This is a genomic window from Enterobacter sp. MGH 33 (genome assembly GCF_000534535.1).
In the GTDB taxonomy this organism is placed as follows: Bacteria; Pseudomonadota; Gammaproteobacteria; order Enterobacterales; family Enterobacteriaceae; genus Enterobacter; species Enterobacter hormaechei_C.
Map to the genome: position 1 here is coordinate 1,409,745 of NZ_KI973212.1, position 26,530 is coordinate 1,436,274.

General features: G+C 57.8%; 25 protein-coding genes and 1 pseudogene. 8 read left to right on the forward strand and 18 right to left on the reverse strand.

The window, feature by feature from the left end; all coding sequences use genetic code 11:
• The first annotated feature begins 8 nt into the window (after positions 1 to 8).
• Positions 9 to 1,661: a bifunctional UDP-sugar hydrolase/5'-nucleotidase UshA gene (gene ushA / locus L379_RS17325; RefSeq protein WP_017383219.1), complete on the forward strand. Its 1,653-nt coding sequence runs from the start codon at positions 9 to 11 to the stop codon at positions 1,659 to 1,661.
• A gap of 95 nt (positions 1,662 to 1,756) precedes the next feature.
• On the opposite strand, the gene ybaK is transcribed toward ushA, so the two are convergent.
• The 3 genes from ybaK to copA all read right to left on the reverse strand — a co-directional run bounded on the left by ybaK (position 1,757) and on the right by copA (position 5,778).
• The gene (ybaK, locus tag L379_RS17320) at positions 1,757 to 2,236 is read right to left on the reverse strand and encodes a Cys-tRNA(Pro)/Cys-tRNA(Cys) deacylase YbaK (protein ID WP_032652744.1); all 480 of its coding nucleotides are present in this window, start codon (positions 2,234 to 2,236) and stop codon (positions 1,757 to 1,759) included.
• A 198-nt stretch (positions 2,237 to 2,434) separates the two neighbouring features.
• A complete protein-coding gene (locus L379_RS17315) occupies positions 2,435 to 3,229 on the reverse strand; it encodes a TraB/GumN family protein (protein WP_017383220.1) in 795 nt (264 codons plus the stop codon).
• 50 nt (positions 3,230 to 3,279) lie between these two features.
• Positions 3,280 to 5,778 carry a copper-exporting P-type ATPase CopA gene (copA, locus tag L379_RS17310; protein ID WP_003858946.1) on the reverse strand — a complete coding sequence of 833 codons (2,499 nt, stop codon included), beginning with the start codon at positions 5,776 to 5,778 and terminating at the stop codon, positions 3,280 to 3,282.
• A gap of 108 nt (positions 5,779 to 5,886) precedes the next feature.
• On the opposite strand from copA, the gene cueR reads away from it, so the two are divergent.
• Complete coding sequence (gene cueR / locus L379_RS17305; protein WP_017383222.1) at positions 5,887 to 6,297, forward strand: Cu(I)-responsive transcriptional regulator; 411 nt, start codon at positions 5,887 to 5,889, stop codon at positions 6,295 to 6,297.
• Here cueR and L379_RS17300 read toward each other — a convergent pair.
• The 3 genes from L379_RS17300 to L379_RS17290 all read right to left on the reverse strand — a co-directional run bounded on the left by L379_RS17300 (position 6,294) and on the right by L379_RS17290 (position 8,666).
• Positions 6,294 to 6,746 (reverse strand): NfeD family protein, encoded by a 453-nt coding sequence (locus L379_RS17300; RefSeq protein ID WP_015571238.1) that lies wholly within the window; start codon positions 6,744 to 6,746, stop codon positions 6,294 to 6,296. The genes cueR and L379_RS17300 overlap by 4 nt on opposite strands.
• Positions 6,743 to 7,657, reverse strand: coding sequence for an SPFH domain-containing protein (locus L379_RS17295; protein WP_003858941.1), 915 nt, complete (start codon positions 7,655 to 7,657; stop codon positions 6,743 to 6,745). Before L379_RS17295 ends, L379_RS17300 begins: the two co-directional genes overlap by 4 nt.
• 154 nt (positions 7,658 to 7,811) lie before the next feature.
• Complete coding sequence (locus L379_RS17290; RefSeq protein ID WP_015571236.1) at positions 7,812 to 8,666, reverse strand: hypothetical protein; 855 nt, start codon at positions 8,664 to 8,666, stop codon at positions 7,812 to 7,814.
• Positions 8,667 to 8,808: 142 nt separating this feature from the next.
• Here L379_RS17290 and fetA point away from each other — a divergent pair, with 142 nt between their 5' ends.
• Positions 8,809 to 9,480, forward strand: coding sequence for an iron efflux ABC transporter ATP-binding subunit FetA (gene fetA, locus L379_RS17285; protein WP_032652747.1), 672 nt, complete (start codon positions 8,809 to 8,811; stop codon positions 9,478 to 9,480).
• On the forward strand, positions 9,473 to 10,255 hold the full coding sequence (gene fetB / locus L379_RS17280; RefSeq protein ID WP_017383223.1) for an iron efflux ABC transporter permease subunit FetB: 783 nt from the start codon (positions 9,473 to 9,475) through the stop codon (positions 10,253 to 10,255). The genes fetA and fetB overlap by 8 nt, the downstream gene beginning before the upstream one ends.
• Positions 10,256 to 10,306: 51 nt before the next feature.
• Here the strand turns inward: fetB and L379_RS17275 are convergent, their stop codons facing one another.
• Genes L379_RS17275 through tesA form a run of 3 tightly spaced genes read right to left on the reverse strand, consistent with a single transcriptional unit; the run spans position 10,307 to position 12,642 of the window.
• Positions 10,307 to 11,161: a co-chaperone YbbN gene (locus L379_RS17275; protein ID WP_032652750.1), complete on the reverse strand. Its 855-nt coding sequence runs from the start codon at positions 11,159 to 11,161 to the stop codon at positions 10,307 to 10,309.
• A 58-nt stretch (positions 11,162 to 11,219) separates the two neighbouring features.
• Positions 11,220 to 12,029 (reverse strand): SDR family oxidoreductase, encoded by an 810-nt coding sequence (locus L379_RS17270; RefSeq protein ID WP_006809829.1) that lies wholly within the window; start codon positions 12,027 to 12,029, stop codon positions 11,220 to 11,222.
• On the reverse strand, positions 12,010 to 12,642 hold the full coding sequence (tesA, locus tag L379_RS17265; RefSeq protein WP_003858933.1) for a multifunctional acyl-CoA thioesterase I/protease I/lysophospholipase L1: 633 nt from the start codon (positions 12,640 to 12,642) through the stop codon (positions 12,010 to 12,012). Before tesA ends, L379_RS17270 begins: the two co-directional genes overlap by 20 nt.
• Here tesA and ybbA point away from each other — a divergent pair.
• The 3 genes and pseudogenes from ybbA to L379_RS0123875 all read left to right on the forward strand — a co-directional run bounded on the left by ybbA (position 12,613) and on the right by L379_RS0123875 (position 17,037).
• Positions 12,613 to 13,299, forward strand: coding sequence for a putative ABC transporter ATP-binding protein YbbA (gene ybbA / locus L379_RS17260; RefSeq protein ID WP_032652752.1), 687 nt, complete (start codon positions 12,613 to 12,615; stop codon positions 13,297 to 13,299). The genes tesA and ybbA overlap by 30 nt on opposite strands.
• Positions 13,296 to 15,710, forward strand: coding sequence for a putative ABC transporter permease subunit YbbP (ybbP, locus tag L379_RS17255; RefSeq protein WP_032652754.1), 2,415 nt, complete (start codon positions 13,296 to 13,298; stop codon positions 15,708 to 15,710). The genes ybbA and ybbP overlap by 4 nt, the downstream gene beginning before the upstream one ends.
• A 182-nt stretch (positions 15,711 to 15,892) precedes the next feature.
• A pseudogene (locus tag L379_RS0123875) lies at positions 15,893 to 17,037 on the forward strand (porin).
• Positions 17,038 to 17,124: 87 nt separating this feature from the next.
• On the opposite strand, the gene mnmH reads toward L379_RS0123875, so the two are convergent.
• The 5 genes from mnmH to ppiB form a co-directional block, all read right to left on the reverse strand.
• Entirely contained in the window at positions 17,125 to 18,195 is a 1,071-nt protein-coding gene (gene mnmH, locus L379_RS17250; protein ID WP_032652756.1) for a tRNA 2-selenouridine(34) synthase MnmH, read from the reverse strand.
• A gap of 84 nt (positions 18,196 to 18,279) precedes the next feature.
• Entirely contained in the window at positions 18,280 to 19,347 is a 1,068-nt protein-coding gene (gene purK, locus L379_RS17245) for a 5-(carboxyamino)imidazole ribonucleotide synthase (RefSeq protein WP_023303212.1), read from the reverse strand.
• Positions 19,344 to 19,853, reverse strand: coding sequence for a 5-(carboxyamino)imidazole ribonucleotide mutase (purE, locus tag L379_RS17240; RefSeq protein WP_023303213.1), 510 nt, complete (start codon positions 19,851 to 19,853; stop codon positions 19,344 to 19,346). The genes purK and purE overlap by 4 nt, the downstream gene beginning before the upstream one ends.
• Positions 19,854 to 19,972: 119 nt before the next feature.
• Positions 19,973 to 20,695: a UDP-2,3-diacylglucosamine diphosphatase gene (gene lpxH / locus L379_RS17235; protein ID WP_023303214.1), complete on the reverse strand. Its 723-nt coding sequence runs from the start codon at positions 20,693 to 20,695 to the stop codon at positions 19,973 to 19,975.
• Positions 20,696 to 20,698: 3 nt separating this feature from the next.
• Positions 20,699 to 21,193, reverse strand: a complete 495-nt coding sequence (gene ppiB, locus L379_RS17230; protein WP_000256009.1) for a peptidylprolyl isomerase B — start codon at positions 21,191 to 21,193, stop codon at positions 20,699 to 20,701.
• Positions 21,194 to 21,368: 175 nt separating this feature from the next.
• Here ppiB and cysS point away from each other — a divergent pair, with 175 nt between their 5' ends.
• Entirely contained in the window at positions 21,369 to 22,754 is a 1,386-nt protein-coding gene (gene cysS / locus L379_RS17225; protein WP_032103903.1) for a cysteine--tRNA ligase, read from the forward strand.
• Positions 22,755 to 22,838: 84 nt separating this feature from the next.
• Here cysS and L379_RS17220 read toward each other — a convergent pair whose 3' ends face one another.
• The 4 genes from L379_RS17220 to ybcJ form a co-directional block, all read right to left on the reverse strand.
• A complete protein-coding gene (locus tag L379_RS17220) occupies positions 22,839 to 23,360 on the reverse strand; it encodes a metal-dependent hydrolase (RefSeq protein ID WP_032103901.1) in 522 nt (173 codons plus the stop codon).
• Positions 23,361 to 23,433: 73 nt separating this feature from the next.
• Positions 23,434 to 24,450, reverse strand: coding sequence for a Mal regulon transcriptional regulator MalI (gene malI / locus L379_RS17215; protein WP_032652757.1), 1,017 nt, complete (start codon positions 24,448 to 24,450; stop codon positions 23,434 to 23,436).
• An 83-nt stretch (positions 24,451 to 24,533) separates the two neighbouring features.
• Positions 24,534 to 26,033, reverse strand: a complete 1,500-nt coding sequence (locus L379_RS17210; RefSeq protein WP_023303217.1) for a PTS transporter subunit EIIC — start codon at positions 26,031 to 26,033, stop codon at positions 24,534 to 24,536.
• A 282-nt stretch (positions 26,034 to 26,315) separates the two neighbouring features.
• Positions 26,316 to 26,528 (reverse strand): ribosome-associated protein YbcJ, encoded by a 213-nt coding sequence (gene ybcJ, locus L379_RS17205; protein ID WP_017694378.1) that lies wholly within the window; start codon positions 26,526 to 26,528, stop codon positions 26,316 to 26,318.
• Positions 26,529 to 26,530 lie beyond the last annotated feature (2 nt).

Sequence of the window (26,530 nt, forward strand, 5' to 3'; positions counted from 1 at the left end):
GAGAGAAGATGAAGTTAATGAAGCGTGGCGTCGCGCTGGCGCTCATCGCCGCATGGGGGCTGACAAGCCTGCCCGCGCAGGCGTATGAAAAAGATAAAACCTATAAAATTACCATTCTGCATACTAACGATCATCACGGCCATTTCTGGCGCAGCGAATACGGTGAATATGGCCTGGCGGCGCAAAAAACGCTGGTGGACGGCATTCGTAAAGAGGTCGCGGCCCAGGGCGGCAGCGTGCTGCTGCTGTCGGGCGGGGATATTAATACCGGGGTACCGGAATCTGATTTGCAGGATGCCGAGCCTGATTTCCGCGGCATGAATTTAATCGGTTACGACGCGATGGCGGTTGGAAACCACGAGTTTGATAATCCGCTGAGCGTGTTGCGCCAGCAGGAGAAGTGGTCCAAATTCCCGTTCCTTTCCGCCAATATTTATCAGAAAAGCACCGGCGAGCGCCTGTTTAAACCGTGGGCGCTGTTTAAGCGTCAGGATCTGAAGATCGCGGTCATCGGCTTAACCACCGACGATACGGCCAAAATTGGTAATCCTGAATTTTTCACCGACATCGAATTCCGTAAACCGGCGGACGAAGCGAAGCTGGTGATCCAGGAGTTGCAGCAGAATGAAAAACCGGATGTGATTATCGCGACCACCCACATGGGGCATTACGATAACGGTCAGCACGGCTCTAACGCGCCGGGCGACGTGGAGATGGCGCGCAGCCTTCCTGCGGGCTCGCTGGCGATGATTGTGGGCGGTCACTCACAGGATCCGGTCTGCATGGCTTCTGAGAATAAAAAGCAGGCAGATTATGTGCCCGGCACGCCGTGCGCGCCTGATCGTCAGAACGGGATCTGGATTGTACAGGCCCACGAGTGGGGTAAATACGTTGGCCGCGCGGATTTCGAATTCCGTAACGGCGAAATGAAGCTGGTGCACTATCAGCTCATCCCGGTCAACCTGAAGAAGAAAGTGACCTACCCGGATGGCAAAAGCGAGCGCGTACTCTACACGCCAGAGATCGCTGAAAACCAGCAGATGCTCTCTCTGCTGACGCCGTTCCAGAGCAAAGGGAAAGCGCAGCTGGACGTGAAGATTGGCACGCTTAACGGACGACTGGAAGGGGACCGCAGCAAAGTCCGCTTTGTACAGACCAACATGGGGCGTCTGGTGCTGGCCGCGCAGATGGCGCGCACGAATGCGGATTTCGGCGTGATGAGCGGCGGCGGTATTCGTGATTCCATTGAAGGCGGAGACATCACCTATAAAGACGTGCTCAAAGTGCAGCCGTTTGGCAACGTGGTGGTCTATGCGGACATGAGCGGGAAGGAGGTGATTGACTACCTGACCGCCGTGGCGCAGATGAAGCCGGATTCCGGGGCGTATCCGCAGTTTGCTAACGTCAGCTTCGTCGCGAAGGACGGCAAGCTTAACGATCTCAAAATCAAAGGCGAACCGGTTGATCCGGCGAAAACCTACCGCCTGGCAACGTTAAGCTTTAACGCCACCGGCGGCGACGGCTATCCGCATATCGATAACAAACCGGGCTATGTAAATACCGGGTTTATTGATGCGGAAGTGTTGAAGCAGTTTATCCAGCAAAATTCACCGATTGACGTGAACATGTATGAGCCGAAGGGCGAGGTGAGCTGGCAGTAGTGCGGGGTTTGGTTGCCCGGTGGCGCTGCGCTTACCGGGCCTACGGGAGCAACATGTAGGCCGGGTAAGGCGTAGCCGCCACCCGGCTTTTTCGTCTACTCCCGGCGCGCAATATCCGCAAATTTCGCGTCCAGCATTTTCGCCAGATCGCCTGCGGCCAGTTCGATATCCAGCCCGCGTTTGCCGCCAGAAATAAAGATCGTCTCAAATTCCTGCGAAGGCGCATCGATCAGCGTCGGCAGACGCTTTTTCTGGCCGAGCGGGCTGATCCCGCCGACCAGATAACCCGTTGTGCGTTGCGCAACCATCGGGTCAGCCATATCGACCTTTTTCGCTCCCAGCGCTTTGGCCACTTTCTTCAGATCAAGCTGTCCGGCGACGGGCGTCACTGCCACGGCGAGGTGCTTCATATCGCCGTTCACCGCGACCAGCAGCGTTTTGTAGACCTGGTCCGCGTTCAGCCCCAGCTTGCGCACCACTTCATCACCAAAGTTGGTTTCGTTCGGATCGTGATCGTAGGTGTGGATCCGGAAAGAAATTTTGTTTTTTTCGAGTAATTTAACGGCGGGAGTCATGGCTATCCTTCTTACGACAGACGATTCATACCAGCAGCATACGCCTGACGTTTGTCTAAAAAATAGCACCATCTTGCGCAATAGTATTGGCAGTGATGGTTACTTTGAGCGACAATCGGCGTAGCCGAAGGTCACTTCGGTATAATAAAAACGATGAAATTCCTCTTTGACGGGCCAATAGAGATATTGGCCATTTTTTTATTTCAGCAGCGACGGCAAATTCCCTTCTCCGTACAAATGCAACGCGCCAACCGCGACAACATAACGACCGGCAGGCAGGGCATATAGTGTCTCCCGCCACGCCTGGTTGCGCGCGTTCATCAGCACATCATACAACGATTCACTGAACGTCGACGGTAACGCCAGCTTACCGTCTGCGGGCGGCGCATCCAGCCACCAGCCAATCATCGTTTGCAGCAGACGCGCGTTGGTGTGCCAGTGGGTCAGGGTATCATCCAGCAGCATCAGGCCGTCATCGGGAAGCTGGCGAAGAAGCGCAATCTGGCTGTCCGTGCCTTCCAGTTCAATGACGGACAGGTTGCGCGCCCTTGCCGCATTCAGCAGTTGATAATCGATACCGTAATCGCCGCGCAGCCCCAGGCGCTGCGCCTGGGTGGCCTGTAGCACCATGGCAATTTGCCACAGGGGGAGAGTGTCGAGCATTGAGAGCGAGACGCCGGTCTCATCCGCAAGACGGGTAAGCTCAGCCAGCTGCGTCCCGTTAAGACGTTCCGCCAGGGGGCGATCGCTTTCCAGCCCGGCAAACGGCGATTCATGGCCGGAGATGTCGGCTTCGACGATCAGCGCGTCGGCGCGCTTCAGCAGTTTAATCAGGCCGGAGGGCAGGGGGGACATGTCCTGCGTGCCCATATGAATGCTTCCCACCAGGTGCAGATGCTGCCCGCCCGGAAGCGAAATATCCATACCGGGCCAGGCATAACGGCGGGGAAAAAGGGCGCGAAACGATGTTTTTAGACGATTAAACAGACCCATACGCGCTCCATGATCGGAAAGGTTCATGCTAGCGCGTACGGGTACAAGGTTCAATCCTTCGGTTTAAACCGCAGCAGACGGTTAGCGTTGCTCACCACGGTAATTGACGAGAGCGCCATCGCCGCACCCGCAACAACCGGGTTCAGCAGGGTACCGGTCAGCGGCCACAAAATCCCGGCGGCAATCGGAATGCCGAGCGAGTTATAGACGAAGGCCCCCAGCAGGTTCTGCTTCATGTTGCGCAACGTGGCTTTCGAAATCGCCAGCGCATCCGCCACCCCCATCAGGCTGTGGCGCATCAGGGTGATCGCCGCGGTTTCAATGGCGACATCGCTCCCGCCGCCCATCGCAATGCCTACGTCAGCCTGCGCCAGCGCCGGGGCGTCGTTGATGCCGTCGCCCACCATCGCCACCTGGCGACCCTGACTTTGCAGGTTCTTGATGGCGTCCGCTTTGCCGTCCGGCAGCACGCCCGCGATCACCTCATCAATACCGGCTTCTTTCGCAATGGCGTTGGCGGTGGTCGGGTTGTCCCCGGTCAGCATCACCAGACGATAGCCCGCGCGGTGCAGGCGCTGTAAGGCATCTACGCTGTCCTGGCGTAACGGATCGCGCACGGCCAGCAGCGCCGCCACCTGACCATCCCTCGCCAGCAGAACCGGCGTCGCGCCCTGAGAAGCCTGCGCGTTCAGCTCTGCGTCCAGCGCGGACGTATCAACGCCGTGTTCAGTCAGCAGTGCCTGGTTACCCAGCAGCAGCGTATGACCTTCAGCTTCACCGCTGACCCCTAAACCGCGCAGGGTGCGGAAGTTACTGACCTGCGGCAGACGGGCATCACCGGCTTTCTCCAGGATGGCGCGCGCCAGCGGGTGGCTCGAACCTTGTTCCAGCGCGGCGGCAAGGCGCAGGGCGTCCGTCTCCGTACAGCCAACGGTACTGACGGCCACCACCTGCGGTTTGCCCTCGGTGAGCGTGCCGGTTTTATCAAAGACAAGGGTGTCCAGCGTGCTTGCCCGTTGCAGGGCGTCAGCATCACGGACCAGTACGCCAAATTCGGCGGCGCGTCCGACGCCAGAGATAATCGACATCGGCGTGGCCAGACCAAGAGCACAAGGGCAGGCGATGATCAGCACCGTGGTGGCGATCACCAGGGTGTAGACAATCTGCGGCGCCGGGCCGAAGAAATACCATATCGCCGCGCTCAGCAGGGCAATACCGACGACCACCGGCACAAAAATGGCGGAGATTTTATCGGCAAGCTGACCAATCTCCGGCTTACTGCTCTGCGCCTGGCGGACCATGCGAATGATGCGTGACAGCGTGGTATGGCTTCCGACCGCGCTGGCGCGGAACAGCACGCTGCCGTCCTGTACCACCGTACCCGCATGCACCGCATCGCCCTGAGACTTCTGCTGGGGTATCGGCTCGCCGGTCAGCATCGCTTCATCCAGCCAGGCATCGCCCTGGGTGATTTCACCGTCGACGGGCACGCGGTCGCCGGTGGTCAGGCGCAGCGTCATTCCCGGCTGTACCTCTGAGAGCGGAACGCTTTTTTCCCCGTCGTCCGTGACCACGCGGGCCGTCGGCGGGGTTAAATCGAGTAATCTTTCCAGCGCTTTCGACGAGCGCTGACGCGCTCGGGCTTCGAGCATATGGCCTAAGTTAATCAGACCGATAATCATCGCACTCGCTTCATAATAGAGATGGCGCGCCTCCATCGGGAACCACTGCGGCCAGACGTTCACGCTCATCGAATACAGCCACGCCGCGCCGGTACCGAGCGCGACCAGCGTGTCCATCGTCGCGGTGCGGTTTTTCAGGCTCTTCCAGGCGCTGGTATAGAAATGTCCGCCAGCAAACACCATCACCGCAAGGGTAATCAGACCAATCACCAGCCAAAGGGTGCGGTTGTCAGCGGTGACCATCATGTTGTCACCCATCATGCCCCACACCATCACCGGAATACCGACCAGCAGGGCGACAATCGCCTGCCAGCGGAAACGCTTCATAGTGGCGACAGCCGTTTCCTGCTGGCGCTCGCGGCGCTCGGCATCATCTTCGATGGCCTCCGCCCCGTAGCCCGCTTTCTCCACGGCCTGCACTAACTCTGCGGCGGAGGCGCTGCCCATCACCAGCGCAGTACGCTCCGCCAGGTTTACCCGTGCCTGTGCGACGCCCGGTACCGCCTGTAAGGCGTTTTGTACCCGGGAGACGCAGCTGGCGCAGCTCATGCCGTTGATCAGCAGCTGTTGGCTGTCATCAATATCATCAGCTACCGGAAGCTCAGGAGTGGCCGCTGTCAGTGCTTCCGACGGGGATGATGACTCTGCCAGCGGTTTAGCCTTTGGGTGGCTTAACTCCGCCCCGTAACCGGCCTGTTTAATGGTATCAATCAGCGCGTCGGCGCTGGCGCTGCCGGTCACGGCGGCATGATCGATAGTCACCTCAGCGCTTTCCACGTCAGGACGCTGCTCCAGGCTTTCTTTAACGCGTTTGACACAGTGGCCGCAGGAGAGGCCGTCCAGTGTCAGGTCAATAGTGTGAGACATAACAAAACTCCCGTATAATGTTCTGGTCAATTGTTGACCTTCACTCTGCTTTTCGCTAACTGTTATGAAGGTTAAACCTTCCATCAAGGGGAAGGTCAAGGGGGAAATGTGAATATCAGCGATGTTGCGAAAAAAACCGGCTTAACCAGCAAAGCGATTCGCTTTTATGAGGAAAAAGGGCTGGTGACGCCACCGTTGCGCAGTGAAAACGGCTACCGCAGCTATACGCAGCTGCATCTTGATGAACTGACGTTACTGCGCCAGGCAAGACAGGTAGGATTTAACCTTGAAGAGTGCGGCGAGCTGGTTAACCTGTTTAACGATCCGAAACGCCACAGTGCCGACGTGAAAAAACGTACGCTGGAAAAAGTGGCGGAGATCGAACGCCATATCATCGAATTACAGGCGATGCGTGAGCAACTGTTACAGCTGGCAGAATCCTGCCCGGGAGATGACAGCGCCGAGTGCCCGATTATCGACAATCTTTCCGGCTGCTGCCACCGTAAAACCCACGCCTAACAGGCTTTAACCCGCAGGGTAATGCCTTCCACCGCAATGACCTCAACCCGCGTGCCGGCGCTGAGGTCATCGTCGGCCACCACCGGCCACGAACTGTCCCCCACGCGCATATGACCGCGTCCGTTGATCAGCGCGTTATCAAGCGTAAAGCGTCTACCCACGATCTGCTGCCCACGCTGGTTGAGGTGCGCGTCGACCGGCTTCTGCGCCTTCACCCGTTTGTTCAGCCAGCGCCACCACAGCCAGGCGGCCAGCAGCGTCAGCACGGCAAACAGCGCGCCCTGCCACTCCCAGCCGACAGGCAGCAGCCAGACGACCAGCCCGGTAATCACCGCGGCAACCCCGCTCCACAGCAGATAACCGTTGCCGCCAAGCATCTCGGCGGCCAGCAGTAAACCGCCAAGGCTTAGCCAGAACGCATGAGGATGTGCAACGATGAGCTCAATCATTTTTTACGCTCGTTTCCGCCGTCTTTGATCAACTCGGCAATTCCGGCGATAGATCCCATCAGACTGCTGGCATCCAGCGGCATCATTACCACCTTGCTGTTGTTCGCGGAGCCGATCTCCTTCAGCGCATCGGTATATTTTTGCGCGACGAAGTAGTTCACGGCCTGGATATCCCCGGCGGCAATCGCCTCGGAGACCATTTGCGTCGCGCGGGCTTCCGCTTCTGCCGAACGTTCACGCGCTTCCGCCTGGAGGAAGGCAGACTGACGGTCGCCCTCGGCTTTCAGGATCTGCGACTGTTTTTCCCCTTCCGCTTTCAGGATTTCAGCCTGACGCACCCCTTCGGCTTCAAGAATATAGGCACGCTTGGTACGCTCGGCCTTCATCTGCGCGTTCATGGAAGCAATCAGCTCTGCCGGTGGGCGCACGTCGCGGATCTCAATGCGTGTCACTTTGATCCCCCACGGATTGGTGGCTTCATCCACAATGTGCAGCAGGCGGGTATTTATGCTGTCGCGCTGGGAGAGCATTTCGTCCAGCTCCATTGAGCCAAGCACGGTACGGATGTTGGTCATGGTCAGGTTGACGATCGCCAGCTCCAGGTTGCTCACCTCATAGGCCGCTTTCGGCGCATCAATCACCTGAATAAAGCACACCGCATCGATGGTGACGTTGGCATTATCCTTGGAGATGACTTCCTGGGAAGGGATATCCAGCACCTGCTCCATCATATTGATCTTACGCCCAATTCTGTCCATGAACGGGACGATCAGGCTTAAACCCGGCTGAAGAGTATTGGTGTAGCGACCGAAGCGTTCGACGGTCCACTGGTAACCCTGCGGGACAATTTTGACGCCTGCGCCCACGATAACCAGCGCAACGAATATAAGGACAGGAACAACGATGAGCATAAAAACCTCCTGTTTTGCATGCCGTAACGAGAAAAACTGCGTATTTGTTGAACGTAAGTATATCGGCTAACGAACAGGATTTCGCCCCTGTAAAGAGGTGGGAACCGGACTGGCAGAAATAAAACGCCCCGTTCGGGATGCGGGGCGCAAAACGTTACTTTTCAGACCAGGTATAGCTGAAGTCGGTGATAAACCCATCCCCGGCGTCAGCGATAGCTTTTGATAAGCCCTGATAGTATTTTTCCAGGCCGATGGCCTCTATCTGCTGGATCTGCTCGCGAACGGGAGCGCAGAACAATACCGCATTGCCCGCCCCGACACGTTTGTTGTTCGGTGGCAGATCGCCGGTAATCGCCTTAAACCAGGTTCTGATCCCTTGCTTTAAGCTGTGCGGCGCTTTTGTAAGATCCTCCTGGCCGGTCAGCACCTGTAGGGTAGGGAATTCATTAGCATTGACGGCGGTTTTCATACGCGCAAAGAACGCGGTAAAAAGCTCAAAAGAGCCGAGATCTGTGACGCGAGGCTTGGTGGTTTTTCCGTTTTTATTGCCCATTTTTCCGGCAGGGGCTGTAGGCGCCGGAACCACATTGACCTTATGCAGATCCAGACCAAACAGCAGATTGCAGTGCGCCCGGCGCTCTTTAAGCGGGTAGGACATCAGCACGTCAATAAACGCCGTCGCCTTCACATCGGCCAGATCATGGTTAATCAGCCATTGCGAGCGGGCAAATTCCGCGGGGGAAACGAACCAGTCCGGCACCTCAGTAAAGCGTCTGGATTTACCCTTGCCGTCAAACTCGAGAAAGTACGCTCCATCATCGAAAGCAAAATAGCAGTTTTTAAAGCTACCGATTGTGGTGTTAACGATGAGCGCCTTCTTAACAAAATCGACCACCTCTGCACCCATGACAAAACGCGTGAGTTCAGAAGAATTGATGACTTCCATTAATGTTTCCACATCAGGAACACCAGGCTTCAGGGAAGAGAACTCATAAAAGATATGTGTCATGTTGCTGACTTCCTGTAGTTATAGAGGTGACAATTAGCGAGCAAAAAGTTTAACACTTGCTATAGGTTAAGGCTATTCGCGCTGCGTAGCGGAAAGGATTATGCTAAAGGCTGTTCTTATTACAGCGGTTAATGGAATCGGAATGAATAATAAAAAAAATCTTCTGGATATCAGGGATGTTGGCTTTCGTGTGGGTGATAACACCATCCTTCAGCACGTTGATTTTTGTCTCTCTCCGGGCGAATTTAAACTGATAACTGGCCCCTCCGGCTGCGGCAAAAGCACCCTCCTGAAAATCGTGGCTTCGCTACTGAGCCCAACGGAGGGAACCATCCTGTTTGCAGGAAAAGATATCGCCACGCTTTCACCGGAAAGCTATCGCCAGCAGGTGTCATACTGCGTGCAAACGCCGTCCCTGTTTGGCGACACGGTGTACGACAATCTGGTTTTCCCCTGGCACATCCGCAACCAAACGCCTGATCCAAAAAAGTTTACCGACGATCTGACTCGGTTCGGGCTTTCGCCGGAGACGCTGAGCAAATCGATCGCCGAACTGTCGGGAGGGGAAAAGCAGCGCGTCTCGCTGATCCGTAACCTGCAATTCTTGCCGAAGGCGCTGTTGCTGGACGAAATCACCAGCGCGCTGGATGACGCTAACAAGCGCAACGTCAATGACATTATCCATCGCTACGCCCGGGAGCAGAATATTGCCGTGCTGTGGGTGACGCATGATTCAAATGAAATTACCCATGCGGATGATGTCATCACGCTCAGGCCGCAGGGCGGGAAAATGGAGGAGGCTCATCGTGGGTGAACATAACATAACCAACGAATCGCTGGCGCTGTCGATGGTCCTGGTGCTGGTGGCGATTGTGGTCAGCTACCGGGAAAAGCTGGGGCTGGAAAAAGATATTCTTTGGAGTATCGCCCGCGCGGTCATTCAGCTCATCATCGTCGGCTATGTGCTGAAATACATCTTCAACGTCAATCATGCCGTGCTGACCCTGTTGATGGTGCTGTTTATCTGCTTTAACGCGGCATGGAACGCGCAGAAACGCAGTAAATACATCGATAAAGCGTTCATTTCGTCGTTGATCGCCATCACTACCGGGACCGCGTTAACGCTGGCGGTACTGGTACTCTCCGGCTCGATAGAATTTACGCCGATGCAGGTGATCCCCATTTCCGGGATGATTGCGGGCAATGCGATGGTGGCGGTCGGGTTGTGCTACAACAATCTGGGGCAACGGTTCAGCAGTGAACAGCAGCAGCTTCAGGAGAAGCTAAGCCTGGGCGCGACGCCGAAGGTGGCCTCGGCGCGGTTGATCCGCGACAGCATTCGCTCTTCGCTGATCCCAACGGTGGATTCCGCCAAAACGGTGGGTCTGGTGAGCCTGCCGGGCATGATGTCGGGGCTGATTTTTGCCGGTATCGATCCGGTAAAAGCGATTAAGTACCAGATTATGGTGACGTTTATGCTGCTCTCTACGGCGAGCCTGTCCACCATCATTGCCTGCTACCTGACCTATCGGAAGTTTTACAACGCGCGCCACCAGCTGGTGGTGACGCAGTTGAAAAAGACGGGGTAATATCGGCTTTTGTAGGCCCGGTAAGCGTTAGCGCCACCGGGCATTTTTTTACTAGTAGAGCAACGCGTACAGCTGACGACGATATTTCGACGCCAGCGCGTCACCGGTACCCAGCGCGGCCAGGATCTCCTGGAACATCTTCCGCGCCTGTCCGTCTGCGGCGCCCAGGTCCTTCTGAAGATGGCTAAACAGCAGCTCCAGCGCCTCTTCGTTACGCCCCACCTGATGAAGCTGAAGCGCCAGCTGGCTTGCCAGCGCGGCATCCTGCGGGTTGTCCGCAACCTGCTGCTGAAGCTGTTGAATTTCAGGGGTATCGGCCGCCTGTTTCAGCAGGTCAATCTGCGCCACCAGACCCTGATAACGGGTATCCTGATCCTGCATCGGCACCGTTTTCAGCACGGCTTCCGCGTCTTCAGGGCGGTGCAGCGCAATATGGGTCTCTGCCAGCAGCAGACCAATCTGGCTGTTCTGGTTCGACAGCTGCCACGCGTCTTTTAACAGCGGCAGCGCCTCGTCGTACTTGCCTTCCTGCATCAGCGCCATGGCTTCCTGCGCTTTCAGCTCTTCTTCGCGCGGCAGAACTTTATCCAGCAGGGCGCGGATCGCCTCTTCCGGCTGCGGCCCCTGGAAGCCATCCACCGGCTGACCGTTCTGGAACAGATAGACGGTTGGGATCGCGCGCAGGCCAAACTGGGAAGCCACCATTGGTTCGGCGTCACAATCCAGCTTCGCCAGAATGAACTGACCGTTGTACTGCGCGGCAAGGCTCTCTAGGACCGGCGTCAGTTGCAGGCAGTGTTGGCTGCGTTCAGACCAGAAGTAGAACAGCACCGGTTTAGTCATTGACTGTTCGAGCGTCTGTTGCAGGTTAGCTTCAGTTATGTTGACGATATTCTGTACGGACATGCGGCATTCTCTTTTATCGGTTTACTCTTTACATGGGGGTAAGCGTCGTCGCTTCAACTCAACCCTGCAAAATTTTGTCCATCATCCGCCCCGGCAGCAGGCGTTTCAACCAGCCGACGGCATGGGTTACCAGCGTGACCGGATAGCGCATTTTAGGGGTATCGCTCTCAAACGCGTGGCGCACTTTGGCAACGACGGCTTCTGGCCCAAGCGTAAAACGCGCCGCGATGCCGGGGTTTTCGACCGGTTTGTCCGCCTGCGTCTGGTTAACGTTTTCCGTAAAGCGGGTGCGGATCGGGCCCGGTTCAATCAGGCTGACCTTAATACCGCTGTGGCGCAGCTCCATGCGCAACGCATCGGACCAGGCTTCAAGCGCATATTTGCTGGCGGCGTAAGCCCCGCGGCCCGGCGTGGAGATCAGGCCCATGACCGAGGAGGTCATCACGATGCGCCCTTCGCCGTGCGGCAGCATGGCGGGGAGAAGGCGCATGGTAAGCTGATGCGCCCCGAAAAAGTTTGCGGAGAACTGCTGCTCCAGCTGTTCCCGTGAGAGAGTCTGTAGCGGGCCGTACACGCCGTAGCCCGCATTGTTGAACAGACCGTAAAGACGGTTGTTGGTCAGGGCGATAACCTCATCGGCGGCCTGCTCTACGCTCTCTGGCGAATCGAGATCCAGCAGAATGCCGGTAAATCCCAGCCCTCGCATGCGTTCGACATCCTCGGGTTTGCGGCAGGCTGCCAGTACCCAAAACCCCTGACGTTTCAGTTCAAGGGCGCTTTCAAGGCCAATTCCGCTGGAACATCCTGTTATTAAGACCGATTTTTGCATAACTTTACCTGTCAGGTTCTCAGCTGTTTGACGAGTCATGTTTTACTAAAGGAGCCAGCCGGGTTGCCATCCAGTCGGCAATGAACGGCTGGGCATCGCGATTGGGGTGAATGCCATCATCCTGCATCCACTGGGGTTTCAGATAGACCTCTTCCATGAAAAATGGCAGCAGCGGAATATCAAACTCTTTGGCAAGCTTAGGATAGATCGCGCTAAACGCCTCATTATACCGACGGCCGTAGTTGGCGGGCAGGCGAATTTGCATCAGCAGCGGCTGGGCATTGGCAGCCTTAATGGTCTGCAAAATGGTCCGCAGCGTTTGCTCCGTTTGCTGAGGCTGGAAGCCGCGCAAACCATCATTACCGCCCAGTTCAACCAGCACCCAACGCGGTTGATGCTGCTTAAGCAGGGCAGGCAGGCGCGATAAGCCTTGCTGCGACGTATCGCCGCTGATGCTGCCGTTCACGACAGACGCCCGGGACTGCCATTTATCATTGAGCAGGGCGGGCCAGGCCGCACTGGCGGCCATACGATAGCCCGCGCTCAGGCTGTCGCCCAGAATCAATAACGTGTCCGCAGCCGCCGCGCGGAAGGTCATCAGCATCAAAAACAGGAAGGGCAAATGCCAGCGGAAAACATTGTTGAAGTTCATCGTCTTAAGAAGTCCGTCGGTCAGGGAGAACACGAGCTTTCCATCCTCACCGGAGTTGAACTCGTTGTCAAACGTGCCGAAACCATCGCCCTGATTGGTGAATCCGGTTCCGGTAAGTCCACACTGCTGGCCATTCTCGCTGGTCTGGACGATGGCAGTAGTGGTGAAGTGAACCTGGTCGGCCAGCCCCTCCACGCGCTTGATGAAGAGGCCCGCGCCGCGCTGCGTGCCCGGCATATCGGGTTTGTCTTTCAGTCATTCATGCTGATCCCGACGCTGAACGCGATGGAAAACGTTGAGCTGCCCGGCCTGCTGCGCGGTGACAATACCCGTGAAAGCCGCGATCACGCCAAGGCGTTGCTGGAACAGCTGGGGCTAGGCAAACGTCTCGACCATCTTCCGGCACAGCTTTCCGGCGGTGAGCAGCAGCGCGTGGCGCTGGCGCGCGCGTTTAACGGGCGCCCTGAAGTGCTGTTTGCCGATGAACCCACTGGTAACCTTGACCGTAAAACCGGAGACAAGATTGCCGATCTGCTGTTTTCCCTCAACCGCGAGCACGGTACCACGCTGATTCTGGTTACCCACGATCCGCAGCTGGCCGCCCGCTGCGACCGCCGCCTGCGGCTGGTGAACGGTATTCTTCAGGAGGAAGCATGATTGCCCGCTGGTTCTGGCGCGAGTGGCGCTCGCCCTCGCTGCTGATTGTCTGGCTGGCGTTGAGCCTGGCGGTGGCCTGCGTGCTGGCGCTCGGTAGCGTCAGCGATCGTATGGAGAAAGGGCTTAGCCAGCAGAGTCGGGAATTTATGGCCGGGGACCGGGCTCTGCAAAGTTCTCGCCCCGTGCCGCCGGGCTGGATTGAGGAAGCGCGCAAAGAGGGGCTGAAGGTAGGGGAGCAGATCACCTTTCAGACTATGACCTTTGCGGGCGACACGCCGCAGCTTGCAAGCGTAAAAGCCGTGGATGACATCTACCCGATGTACGGTGACTTACAAACCAGCCCGCCGGGGCTAAAACCGACGGCCGGTACGGTCCTGCTGGCATCGCGACTGATGGCGCTGCTGAACCTGAAACCCGGCGACAGTATCGACGTCGGCGACGCGACACTCAAAATTGCCGGGGAAGTAATGCAGGAGCCCGACTCTGGATTTAATCCGTTCCAGCTTGCGCCGCGCCTGCTGATGAACACCGCTGATGTGGCGAAAACCAACGCCGTCCAGCCGGGAAGCCGTGTCACCTGGCGGTATAAGTTTGGCGGGACGCCTGCGCAGCTGGAGACGTACGAAAAATGGCTCCTGCCGCAGCTCAAGCCGGAACACCGCTGGTACGGGCTGGAGCAGGATGACGGGGCGCTCGGCAAATCCCTCGAACGTTCCCAGCAGTTCCTGCTGCTGTCGGCGCTGTTAACTCTGCTGCTTGCCATTGCGGCGGTTGCCGTGGCGATGGGGCACTACTGCCGCAGCCGTTACGATCTGGTGGCGATCCTCAAAACCCTCGGCGCGGGCCGCGCGCAGCTGCGCAAGCTGATTGTCGGCCAGTGGCTGATGGTGCTGGCGCTGTCGGCTCTGACCGGCGGGGCGATAGGGCTGCTGTTTGAAAAGCTGCTGATGGTGCTGCTCAAACCGGTATTGCCCGCCGCATTACCGCCTGCCAGCCTCTGGCCGTGGCTGTGGGCCATCGGCGCGATGACGACGATCTCCCTGCTGGTGGGGTTACGCCCGTACCGGCTGCTGCTCGCCACCCAGCCGCTGCGCGTGCTGCGCCGCGATGTGGTGGCCAGCGTCTGGCCGCTGAAGTTCTATCTGCCGGTGATTATTGCGGTGGCGGTCGGGCTGTTGGCCTGGCTGATGGGCGGCAGTACGCTGCTGTGGGCGGTGCTGGCGGGCGCGGTGGTGCTGGCGCTGCTGTGCGGCGTAGTGGGCTGGATACTGCTTAATGTCCTGAGAAAGCTGACAGTTAAATCACTCCCCATACGGTTAGCGGTTAACCGACTGCTGCACCAGCCGTGGTCTACCCTCAGCCAGCTCTCGGCATTTTCGCTGTCGTTTATGCTGCTGGCGCTTCTGCTGGTGCTGCGCGGAGATCTGCTGGATCGCTGGCAGCAACAGCTTCCGCCGGAAAGCCCGAACTATTTTCTGATCAACATTGCTCCTGAACAGGTGACGCCGCTGAAGGGTTTCCTGTCTGAGCATCACATTATTCCGGAATCGTTCTATCCGATCGTGCGCGCCCGCCTGACGCAGATCAACGGCCAATCCACGGAGGGAAATAAGGATGAATCGCTCAATCGTGAACTCAACCTGACCTGGCAGGCGAAACGTCCGGACCATAACCCGATCGTTGCCGGCACCTGGCCGCCGAAAGCGGGGGAAGTGTCGATGGAGGAGGGGCTGGCGACACGCCTGAACGTGAACCTCGGCGACAGCGTGACCTTCACCGGTGATACCCAGGATTTCACCGCCAAAGTTACCAGCCTGCGTAAAGTGGACTGGGAAAGCCTGCGACCAAACTTCTTCTTCATCTTCCCGCCGGGTGCGCTGGACGGACAGCCCCAGAGCTGGCTCACCAGCTTCCGCTGGGAAAACGGCAACGGCATGCTGACGCAGCTTAACCGGGAATTTCCGACGGTGAGCCTGCTGGATATCGGCGCGATCCTCAAACAGGTCGGGCAGGTGCTGGAGCAGGTGAGCCGCGCGCTGGAGGTGATGGTAGTGCTGGTGACCGTCTGCGGCGTGCTGTTGCTGCTGGCGCAGGTGCAGGTGGGCATGCGTCAGCGTCATCAGGAGCTGGTGGTCTACCGCACGCTGGGAGCCAGTAAACGGCTGCTGCGCGCCACGCTGTGGAGCGAATTTGCCCTGCTCGGTCTGGTGGCGGGCCTGGTGGCGGCCATCGGGGCGGAAACCGCGCTGGCGGTACTCCAGAGCAAAGTCTTCGACTTCCCGTGGGAGCCCGACTGGCGGCTGTGGCTCACGCTGCCCGTCTGCGGCGCCGTGCTGCTGTCCCTGTGCGGCGGCTGGCTCGGAACCCGGCTGTTGAAAGGTAAAGCGCTATTCCGCCAGTTTGTCAGCTAGTTTACTGACGTGATGATGACGCACCGGCATTTCTGCTGGTGCGTCATCGCTTAACGGCACAAATCGTTAATGCCCCTGCATTTAGTAGCACAAAACATTAAAAACCCGCCCACACAGCCCGAATTTTTCCGGTTAATATTCACCAGCTAAATATTTAGCAGCGTGTCTATCAAGGAAAAAGAATGACTATAAGAAAAACAGCGCTGGCGACAACGATCGGCGCAGCAGTGGCATTGGCTTCTTTCGCATCTCAGGCGGAAATCACCCTTCTGAAACAGGATCCGCAGGCGGGTAACCCGCTGAGCCGCCTGAACTTCACCGTTGGCGGCAGTATTCGTCCTCAGTTCCAGAATATGACCGGTGATGACGGCAAAACAGCTACAAGCGCAACGGCTTTGACGGCGGCACCCGCTTCCGTTTCGCTGCGGATTACTACCTGTTCGATGACATCAGCTGGATCAGCTACTACGAGCTGGGTGTGAACATTCCGGCGCAGTTCAACTGGGATCATCACTACGCCGACGGCGCGCACGACACCTCTCGTCGTATGCTCTACACCGGTCTGAAGAGCGACACCTGGGGTACGCTGACCTTCGGCCAGCAGAACAGCGTGTACTATGACGTAGTGGGCGCAAAAACCGATATCTGGGACTACGACATGATTGGTCAGGCGCCAGGTAACGGGATCAACGGCGACTATGACGGCTCTTACCGTTCACGCCAGATGCTGAAGTACAAGAAAACCGTGGGCGATGCTGACATCTACGCCTCTTACCTGTTTGAAGACAGCGAATACCTGCCGGGCAACGGCCTGCGTTACAAACGTAAAGGCGGCGGTTCACTGGGTATCGATTATCACCTGACTACCGATCTGACCTGGGGCGCAGCGTGGAACTACACCCGCGCGGACATGCGTAACCCGGACAACGGCGACAGCAAATCCTACGACCAGAACATCCTTGGTACCGCCCTGAGCTGGACGCCGGATAACTGGACCTTCTCCGCAGGCGGCGGCTGGTATCAGAACTTCCTGACCACCAAAAAAGTGTCCGTTAACGACTACTTCGCCGGTGATGCATGGGGTATTGAATACTTTGCGGGTTACAAGTTCCCGGTTGGTCAGTATGCGGTGAAATCCATCCAGCCGTACTTCATGGGCGACCGTATTGAGTACGTGAATGGCCGTAACTACCAGCGCATCGACAACGGTGTGGGTATCAGCTTCCAGCTGGATTACGGTTTCCGCGTGGATTACGAACACGTGTTCACCTCCAGCACCGACAACCTGGGCGATATGAACCTGGTGCGTCTGCGTTACGACTTCTAAGTGGTTTGTTCCCCGGTGGCGCTGCGCTTACCGGGGCTACAAAAGCACGCGTAGGCCGGGTAAGGCGTAGCCGCCACCCGGCTTTTTTCAGCGATCGAGCCACTCAGCAATTTCTTCGTACGTCCCGCGATACACAATCTTCTCCGCCTTTTTCTCCAGCTGATAGCCGTACATCGGTTCGTAATAGTCCTTCAGCAGCGGCACAAGCCAGCTGAAGTGCGCGTCAGTGCTGCCAGTACGCTGTTGCTCGACAAGCGCGGCATCCAGCAGGGCGGTAAATTCCGCAAAGCGTTGCAGCCCCAGACGGCGACGAATGGCGTACAGGCCGTGATGCAGATATTCGCTGTACGCTTTCCAGCCCGCCTCTTCACCGTAGGCGGCAGAAAAGTCGGCCCACATGTGGACGAAATACTCTTCGCGCAGGCGCTCAAGACGGATCTCAAACGGATCCTCGACCACTACGACAGGCGCTTCAGCCATGCGGTCGCGCAGGCACTCCGGCAGGTGGTTAGAGCCAATCATCCGGCCCTCGTCTTCAAGCACCCAGCGCGTGGCGTCTTTTTTCAATAGCTCAACCGCAAGGTGATTCTCGAAGCTCGCCTGAGAAAGCTGCGGGGTGAGCGTGCGACCAAACGACGAGCCGCGATGGTGCGCCAGCCCTTCCAGATCGATGCCCTGTGCATGCTGCTTCACCAGCAGCGTTTTACCGTTACCGGTACAGCCGCCGATAAGCACCATCGGCTTTTGTGACTGCTCAATGGTCACCTGAATCGCCGTCTGACGCAGGGCCTTATAGCCGCCGCGTATCAACGGATAGTCGACGCCCGCCTCTTTCAGCCAGGCCTGGGAGATGTGTGAGCGCTGGCCACCGCGCGCGCAGCAAAGGTAGCCCTCAGGATGGGCAAGGCTGGCTTCCCGCCAGGCGCTGATGCGCGCCTCGCGCGTCTCGCCGTTGACCAGGCTATGGCCGAGCGCCAGCGCGGCGTCCGGACCCTGGCGTTTATAGCAGGTGCCGACGGCGGCACGCTCATCGTCGTTCATTAATGGCCGGTTGAGTGCGGCGGGCATCGCACCCTGGGCAAATTCGATCGGCGCGCGAACGTCGATTAAAGGGGTATCGGACGCGAGGATCGCGCGATAGTCCGTTCCATCGTTCATGGTGGTTCCAGAAGAAAACTGAGCAGCAATGGGCGGGGATTGTACGCCGGGGAAGGGGAAGGTCAACTCCCCGGCGAGGGATACTTACTTCAGTTTTGACTGCGCCCAGACAATACCGCTCGCATATTCTGGCGGCAGCAGGGGAACAATCGCTTCCAGCGTGGCGCTCAGTCGGTCCGTGTCGGTATCGTTCAGGTTCAGGTGGCCGACCTTACGTCCCGGACGCACCTCTTTGTCGTACCAGTGCAGGTGCACCAGCGGTAGCTTCAGCCAGTTGTAGTTCAGATCGGTGCCGATCAGGTTGATCATCACCGAGGGGCTGGTCACCACCGGCTGCGGCAGCGGCAGATCGGTGATGGCGCGCAGGTGCAGCTCGAACTGGCTGATGGAGGCGCCGTTTTGCGTCCAGTGGCCGCTGTTGTGCACGCGCGGCGCAAGTTCGTTGATCAGCAGACCCGACGGCGTGACGAAACACTCCATCGCCATCACGCCCACATAGCCCAGCTCATGCATAATGGCAGACAGCATCTCTTCCGCCTGCGTCTGCTGGTCAGCATTGGCGTGCGGGAAGGCGACGCTGGTGCGCAGAATGCCGTCCTGATGCAGGTTATGCGTTAGCGGGTAAAAAACGGTGTGCCCGTCATGCCCGCGCGCGCCAACCAGCGACACTTCACCGCTGAAGTTAATGCCCTGCTCAACAATGCACTCGCCGTAGCAGTCGTCCGGCAGCTCGGCGGTGTCGTTCGCGCGCAGGCGCCACTGCCCGCGGCCGTCGTAGCCGCCGACGCGACGCTTCACAATCGCCAGGTCTCCCAGCATCGCAAAGACGTCATCCCACTCGCGCTTATCGGAAAGCAGCTGCCACGGCGCGGTCGCGAGGCCGAGCTTGTCGAAAAGCTGTTTTTGCGTGAGACGGTCGGCAATGATCGGAAAGACGTCGCGGTTCACAAAGGCGTTATGGCGCGCCAGCTCGCGGGTCAGGGCGGTTTCCGGCCAGCGTTCAATTTCGGCGGTGATCACGCTCTGATGGAACGGCACGGCTTCCGGCTCGGCATCCAGCCCGACGGGCCAGACGGCAATACCCAGCGGCTCACCGGCCTGACGCAGCATCCGGCCAAGCTGACCATTACCAAGAACGCAAACCTGCTTCATGCTGCACCCCGCGGATCCGGGTTATCCAGCACCTCATCGGTCTGGGTTTTACGCCACTCCGCCAGACGCTGATGTAACTCTTTATCATGCGTCGCCAGGATCTGCGCGGCCAGCAGGGCGGCATTTGCCGCACCCGCTTTACCAATCGCCAGCGTACCGACGGGAATACCGCGCGGCATCTGGACGATAGAGTAAAGGCTATCCACCCCGCTTAACGCGGCGCTTTGCACGGGAACACCCAGTACCGGCACCAGCGTTTTGGCGGCAATCATGCCCGGCAGATGTGCTGCGCCGCCCGCACCGGCAATGATCACCTCGTAACCGTTCTCTTCGGCGCTTTCGGCGAAGCTGAACAGTTTATCCGGCGTACGGTGCGCGGAAACCACTTCGACGTGGTGCGGAACATTCAGGATTTCAAAGATTTCGGCGGCGAATTGCATGGTAGCCCAGTCGCTTTTGGACCCCATCACGATGGCGACACGCGCCGGATTATTGCGGGAAGACATGCGTCTTAAAACTCCTGTGGTGCGGAACACACTGCTTTCGAGGGCACAGAGAATAGCATGTAATACCGGCAAGGAAAACGGTTGCGTGGTCGGGAAATGAGCGAAAAGACGGGGAGGCGTTAAAACGGGAAGGCGATCAGTTCAACACCTTCCGGCGTGACTTTGACCATCGATCCTTCGCTGTGCCAGGCGCCTAAAACCACGCGATGGGCGGGCTCGCCGTTGGCGATAAGGGAATGTACATCGGGACGATGGGTATGGCCGTGGATCAGCCACTGAACGCGATGCTTCTCCATCACCTTCACCACCGCCTGCGGATTGACGTCCATGATGGTCATCGATTTGCTGCTGTTGGCGGCCTTGCTGCCCGCGCGCATTCTGGCGGCGATGCGGTTGCGGATAAACAGCGGCAGGGCGAGGAACACTTTCTGGATCCACGGGGTGTGAACTTTGGCGCGAAACGCCAGGTAGCCGGTATCGTCAGTGCAGAGCGTGTCGCCGTGCATGATCAGAATATTGCGGCCATAGAGGTTGAGCACCTGCTCTTCCGGCAGCAGCGTCATACCGCTCTCGCGGGCGTAGCGCTGGCCGATCAGGAAATCACGGTTGCCGTGAATGAAATAGCAGGGGACGCCGGAATCCACCAGTGCTTTAATGGCCGCCGCCATCTCACGGTGCAGCGGGTTCGGATCGTCGTCGCCAATCCAGGCCTCAAACAGGTCGCCCAGAATGTACAGCGCGTCGGCGCTTTTCGCTTCACCGCGTAAAAAACGCAGAAAACCGGCGGTTATCGCCGGTTCTTCTGTTTGCAGATGCAGATCCGCAATAAAGAGTGTCGCCACGAATTACTCGCTGACGGTCACGCTTGTGATCACAACGTCTTCTTTAGGAACGTCCTGGTGCATACCGCTGCGGCCAGTAGAAACGGCTTTGATCTTGTCGACCACGTCCATCCCTTCAACCACTTCTGCGAATACGCAGTAGCCCCAGCCTTGCAGACTTTCGCCAGAGAAGTTCAGGAAGTCGTTGTCCGCTACGTTGATGAAGAACTGTGCGGTCGCAGAGTGTGGCGCCTGAGTACGGGCCATTGCCAGCGTACCACGGGTGTTTTTCAGGCCGTTGTTCGCTTCGTTTTTGATCGCTTCTTTCGTCTCTTTCTGGCGCATGCCAGGCTCGAAACCGCCGCCCTGGATCATAAAGCCGTTGATCACACGGTGGAAAATAGTGTTGTTGTAGAAACCTTCGCGGCAGTAGTCCAGGAAGTTTTTAACTGTTTCAGGCGCTTTGTCATCAAAGGTTTTGATTACGATATCGCCATGATTAGTGTGGAAAGTAACCATTTTTGCATCCTGTTCCGTTATTGTGGTGCGTCGACCCGTGCTCGGGTCACATATAGGGGCTTGTTATAGCATAACCACAGGACACGATCACCTTGCATTGTGTGCTGACCGTACTCCGAATTATGGGTATTATAAGGAACAAACAATCCACACACGTGTTTACATGGAATCTTCGATGTTAAAAATCTTTAATACAATGACGCGCCAAAAAGAGGAATTTAAACCTATCCATGCCGGGGAAGTCGGCATGTACGTGTGTGGTATTACGGTTTACGATCTCTGTCATATCGGCCATGGCCGTACCTTTGTCGCGTTCGACGTGGTGTCACGCTACCTGCGCTTCCTGGGCTATAACCTGAAGTACGTGCGCAATATCACCGACATCGACGACAAAATCATTAAACGTGCTAATGAAAATGGCGAAAGCTTTGTCGCGCTGGTGGATCGCATGATCGCCGAAATGCACAAGGATTTTGATGCCTTAAATATTCTGCGCCCGGACAGTGAGCCGCGTGCGACCCACCATATCCATGAAATCATTGATATCACCCAAAAGCTGATCGAGCGTGGTCACGCCTATGTGGCGGACAACGGCGACGTGATGTTCTCGGTGCCGACGGACCCAACCTACGGTGCGCTTTCCCGCCAGGATCTGGACCAGCTCCAGGCCGGTGCGCGCGTGGACGTGGTTGACGTGAAGCGTAATCCGATGGACTTCGTGCTGTGGAAGATGTCCAAAGCGGGCGAACCGAGCTGGCCATCCCCGTGGGGCGAAGGGCGTCCGGGCTGGCACATTGAATGTTCCGCGATGAACTGCAAACAGCTGGGCAACCATTTCGACATCCACGGCGGCGGTTCGGATCTGATGTTCCCGCACCACGAAAACGAAATCGCGCAGTCCACCTGTGCTCACGGCGGCGAGTACGTGAACTACTGGATGCACTCCGGGATGGTGATGGTTGACCGCGAGAAGATGTCGAAATCGCTGGGCAACTTCTTTACCGTGCGCGACGTGCTGAAGTATTACGACGCGGAAACCGTGCGCTACTTCCTGATGTCTGGCCACTATCGCAGCCAGCTGAACTACAGCGAAGAGAACCTGAAGCAGGCGCGCGCTGCGCTGGAGCGTCTGTATACCGCACTGCGCGGCACCGACAAGTCTGTTCCGGCCGCAGGCGGCGATGCGTTCGAAGCCCGCTTTGTTGAGGTGATGAACGACGACTTCAACACCCCGGAAGCCTACTCCGTGCTGTTCGACATGGCGCGTGAGGTGAACCGCCTGAAGTCAGAAGATATGGCGGCGGCCAATGCGCTGGCATCTCACCTGCGTAAGCTCTCTTCCGTGCTCGGCCTGCTGGAGCAGGAGCCGGACCTGTTCCTGCAAAGCGGCGCGCAGGCTGACGACGGTGAAGTGGCGGAAATTGAAGCACTGATTAAAGCACGTTTCGAAGCGCGTCAGGCGAAAGACTGGGCGGCGGCGGATGCGGCGCGTAACCGTCTGACCGAGATGGGCATTATTCTGGAAGATGGCCCGCAGGGAACCACCTGGCGTCGTAAGTAAGTCCGTAACGCCCGGTGGCGCTAACGCTTACCGGGCCTACAGATGAAAGTAGGCCGGGTCAGGCGCAGCCGCCACCCGGCTTTTTTACCTCCGTCGCCACCACAGCAACCCCATCAGCACCATCCCCGGCAGCCACACCCACAGCAGTTCTGAAATGATTACCTGATGCCCGTACGGCGTGGTATAGCGCGACAGCGCAAACGGCGCGACCTTAATCACCTGCCACGGCGCAAAGAAGCGCTCATCTGACCACGGCCACAGCCAGCCGACGCCTTTCCCGCCGGTGGTGATCGAATCCAGCAGGCTGTGCGACAGCAATGACACGGTTAAAAACAGCCAGCAGCGCATCACGCTGGCCCTGAACCATCGTCGGCCTGCCAGCACGCAGAGTATCGGCACCACCAGGGCAAACAGTAGCGAATGAGTGAAACCGCGATGGCCGAAAATATTCCCGTAGGCGACACCGAATTTAAACGCCAGTACGTCGGCATCGGGCAGCATGGCGAGGACGATCCCGGCAAACAGCAGGCGGGGTGGGACGACTTTAGTTCCGAGCCCTAAGCCCAGACACAGAGGTACGGCAGCGTGGGTGATAACGGTAGGCATTGCATTTATCCATGGCAAATCATGGGAATATAGCAGCAGATCCGCCGCAGCAAACCTGTGCTAAATTCTGATTTTACGCCGATTCCCGCGCGATAAGCTGCCCGGAGAGGGTAATGCGCTGCGTTTGCAGATCCGGCTCTTTCAGCCTGCGGATCATCAGCCCTGCCGCCTGGCGGCCGGTCTCTTCGCTGGCAGACGAAACGTAAGTCAGCGACGGCGACGTGAGATTAACGTGGAGCATATCTTCAAAACCGATCAGCGCCACCTGCTGGGTTAAAAACACGTCTTTACCCACCGTGCGCCCCACCTGGTGAATACCGGAGATCGAACCGATCATCGCGTCCGGTGAATGGCAGAGCAGGGCGGTAATCGTGTTGTTCTTCTCCAGCAGCTGACGAGTCGCCATGGCCGCCGCCTGCGTGTCATCGGTGCAGGCGGGTGAATATTCCTCACGCCAGACCAGGCCGTTCTGCGTCATCGCGCTGCGAAAACCGAGCAGGCGCTGCTCGCGGATACGGCACCCGTCGCGCCCGCCGATGTAGGCGATGTTGCGGTGCCCGCGCTCGATAAGATAACGCGCGGCCAGGTTCGCCGCCTGGCGGTTATCGCGCATTACCAGGTTGCATTTCTCTTCCAGCAACGACTGCGAAACCGCCACAAGCGGCAGCGGGCAGTGACGAATGTGCTCCGGAAGAGAGGCGGCGCGGGTGTCCGACGCCAGGTAGATGACGCCCGCCACGCCCTGCTGCTTAAACGAGAGCAGGGTCCGTTCAAGATGTTCGCCGTCGTTCAGCGGCTGACCGAGAAAAACCATATAACCCTGCTTCTCCAGCTCCTGAACGATGCTCGCCATCACCTTGATGGAAAAGCTGTCGCTGAAGTCGCGCAGGATCAGGCCGATTAGGTTGGAGGTGTTGGCGCGAAGGTTGGCAGCGGCGACGTTATGAACATAGCCCAGCATTGTGATGGCGGCATTGACCTTCCCGATCGTCGCCTCTGAGATCTTCCCTTTCTGGCGCAGCACCAGCGAAACGGTAGAAACCGACACGCCCGCATGCTTTGCGACATCAATAATGCTGACTTTCTTCAAAACCGCTCCCTGAAATTTCCCGATTATCAGCCAGATAAGAGGCGTTCCCCAGCGTACAGGAGACGCCTCCTTCAGGCATCTTATTATTTGCCAATCATGGTGGACATGGTCTGGGCGATAAACTGTGCTCTGGCCCCGAAAATCACCTGTATCCCGTTGTCGCCCACGAACACCACGCCGCGCGCGCCAAGCCCGTTCAGCCCGTCCCGGTCCACCGCTTCGCTCTTTGCCACTTCCAGACGCAGACGCGTGATGCAGGAGCCGACGGAATCAATGTTCTGCGCACCGCCCAGCAGGCCGATGATTTCGGTGGCAAGTTCGGAATCGGACTTGTCATTCGCGCTGGCGGTCACTTCGGTGCGGCCCGGCGTTTTCACGTCGAAGCGACGGATCACGAAGCGGAAGGTGAAGTAGTAGATCAATGCCATCGGAATGCCGATGATAATGGCGCTCAGGAAGTTGGTCTGATAGCCGTTAAACGACGGCAGGATCCCGAACGACAGGTAGTCGATAAAGCCCGCCGAGAACGATTTGGCGATGTGCGCATGCAGCAGGTACATGGTCATGTACGCCAGCCCCGCCATGATGGCGTTGAAAACGTAAAGGATTGGCGCCACGAAGATAAAGGTAAACTCCACCGGCTCGGTGATCCCCGTCAGGAAACAGGTGAGCGCCGCAGAGAACAGAATACCGGCCGCGATTTTCTTATTCTTCGTGTGCGCTTCGTGGTACATCGCCAGGCACGCCGCAGGCAGCGCGAACAGCATCAGCGGGAACTCGCCCTGCATGAATTTCCCGGCGTTCTGGTAGGTGTCGCTGCTGAAGGATTTCACCCCTTCTTCCAGCATCTTGAACCAGATGGTCTGGTCGCCGTGGATCACCTGACCCGCCTGGGTAGTGTAATCCCCGAAGGAATACCAGAAGGAGGGATACCAGATATGGTGCAGGCCGAGCGGGATCAACGCGCGCTCCACCAGCCCGAAGATAAAGGTCGAGGCCGCCTGGTTATCGCCGTTCACCACCACGGACAGGGCGTCGATCCCGGACTGAATATGCTGCCAGACGTACGGCAGCAGCAGGCCGAGCAGGAACGACAGAAACGCCGTCGCAATCGCCACAAAGCGCTTGCCGGAGAAGAAGCCGAGGAACTCCGGCAGCTGCATGGTGTGGAAGCGGTTGTAACACCAGGCCGCAAGAATACCGCAGATCAGGCCGCCAAAGACGCCCATCTGCAACGTCGGAATGCCAACGACCATGGCGTATTTGCCGCCCTGAGAGGCCATTTCCGGCGTGATGTTCAGCACGGTGCTGATGGTGATGTTGGTGACAAACACGGAGACCGCCGCAGAGAGTGCGGCAATGCCGGATTCCGAAGCCAGTCCGACGGCAGAGCCGATGGCGAACAGCATCGGCAGGTTATCAAAGATAACCCCGCCGGCGTTCATCATCAGCGGCAGATGGAACTTATCGCCGAAGGCCAGCAGCAGGCCCGCAGCGGGAAGCAGTGAAATTGGCAGCATTAAGGCGCGACCAATCATCGATAACTTAGACAGCGATTTAACAAACCCTGATATCAGGCTCATGCTGATTTCCCCCGAGTAGCGCTTTTTTCACGCTGTTATTGTAAGTAGAACGTTTTAGTAGAACGTTCTACTTATCGTGGGGAAAGTCTGAAAATCGCGCAACTTAATTTTCACATTTCGCCAGAGGGAATAGTGATTATTTGAAGTTGATCGATAATTAACCGTGATGGGTGTGAGGGGATTGCGAGAGAAATTGCCGGGTGGCGGCTTCGCCTTACCCGGCCTACAAACGGAGACAGTACGTAGGCCCGGTAAGCGCAGCGCCACCGGCCATCAGACAGCTCAGGCCGTCACGGTCACGCTCTGTCCTGCAAAGCTCACGGTCTGACCCGCGACAATTTTGCAGCGCTTGCGGGTTTCCACCGCGCCGTCTACTTTTACCTGCCCGTCGGCGATGACGATCTTCGCCTGCGCGCCGCTTTCGCTCCAGCCTTCCAGCTTCAGCAGATCGCACAGTTCAACGTGCGGGTGTTTACCTAAAGAAAAAGTTGCCATGA

Coding starts and splice junctions, on each gene's coding strand:
- ushA (WP_017383219.1), top strand. CDS start 9: ATGAAGTTAATGAAGCGTGGCGTCGCGCTGGCGCTCATCGCCGCATGG.
- ybaK (WP_032652744.1), bottom strand. CDS start 2,236: ATGACTCCCGCCGTTAAATTACTCGAAAAAAACAAAATTTCTTTCCGG.
- L379_RS17315 (WP_017383220.1), bottom strand. CDS start 3,229: ATGGGTCTGTTTAATCGTCTAAAAACATCGTTTCGCGCCCTTTTTCCC.
- copA (WP_003858946.1), bottom strand. CDS start 5,778: ATGTCTCACACTATTGACCTGACACTGGACGGCCTCTCCTGCGGCCAC.
- L379_RS17300 (WP_015571238.1), bottom strand. CDS start 6,746: ATGATTGAGCTCATCGTTGCACATCCTCATGCGTTCTGGCTAAGCCTT.
- L379_RS17295 (WP_003858941.1), bottom strand. CDS start 7,657: ATGCTCATCGTTGTTCCTGTCCTTATATTCGTTGCGCTGGTTATCGTG.
- L379_RS17290 (WP_015571236.1), bottom strand. CDS start 8,666: ATGACACATATCTTTTATGAGTTCTCTTCCCTGAAGCCTGGTGTTCCT.
- fetA (WP_032652747.1), top strand. CDS start 8,809: ATGAATAATAAAAAAAATCTTCTGGATATCAGGGATGTTGGCTTTCGT.
- L379_RS17275 (WP_032652750.1), bottom strand. CDS start 11,161: ATGTCCGTACAGAATATCGTCAACATAACTGAAGCTAACCTGCAACAG.
- L379_RS17270 (WP_006809829.1), bottom strand. CDS start 12,029: ATGACTCGTCAAACAGCTGAGAACCTGACAGGTAAAGTTATGCAAAAA.
- ybbA (WP_032652752.1), top strand. CDS start 12,613: ATGCCAGCGGAAAACATTGTTGAAGTTCATCGTCTTAAGAAGTCCGTC.
- tesA (WP_003858933.1), bottom strand. CDS start 12,642: ATGAACTTCAACAATGTTTTCCGCTGGCATTTGCCCTTCCTGTTTTTG.
- ybbP (WP_032652754.1), top strand. CDS start 13,296: ATGATTGCCCGCTGGTTCTGGCGCGAGTGGCGCTCGCCCTCGCTGCTG.
- mnmH (WP_032652756.1), bottom strand. CDS start 18,195: ATGAACGATGGAACGGACTATCGCGCGATCCTCGCGTCCGATACCCCT.
- purK (WP_023303212.1), bottom strand. CDS start 19,347: ATGAAGCAGGTTTGCGTTCTTGGTAATGGTCAGCTTGGCCGGATGCTG.
- purE (WP_023303213.1), bottom strand. CDS start 19,853: ATGTCTTCCCGCAATAATCCGGCGCGTGTCGCCATCGTGATGGGGTCC.
- ppiB (WP_000256009.1), bottom strand. CDS start 21,193: ATGGTTACTTTCCACACTAATCATGGCGATATCGTAATCAAAACCTTT.
- cysS (WP_032103903.1), top strand. CDS start 21,369: ATGTTAAAAATCTTTAATACAATGACGCGCCAAAAAGAGGAATTTAAA.
- L379_RS17220 (WP_032103901.1), bottom strand. CDS start 23,360: ATGCCTACCGTTATCACCCACGCTGCCGTACCTCTGTGTCTGGGCTTA.
- L379_RS17210 (WP_023303217.1), bottom strand. CDS start 26,033: ATGAGCCTGATATCAGGGTTTGTTAAATCGCTGTCTAAGTTATCGATG.
- ybcJ (WP_017694378.1), bottom strand. CDS start 26,528: ATGGCAACTTTTTCTTTAGGTAAACACCCGCACGTTGAACTGTGCGAT.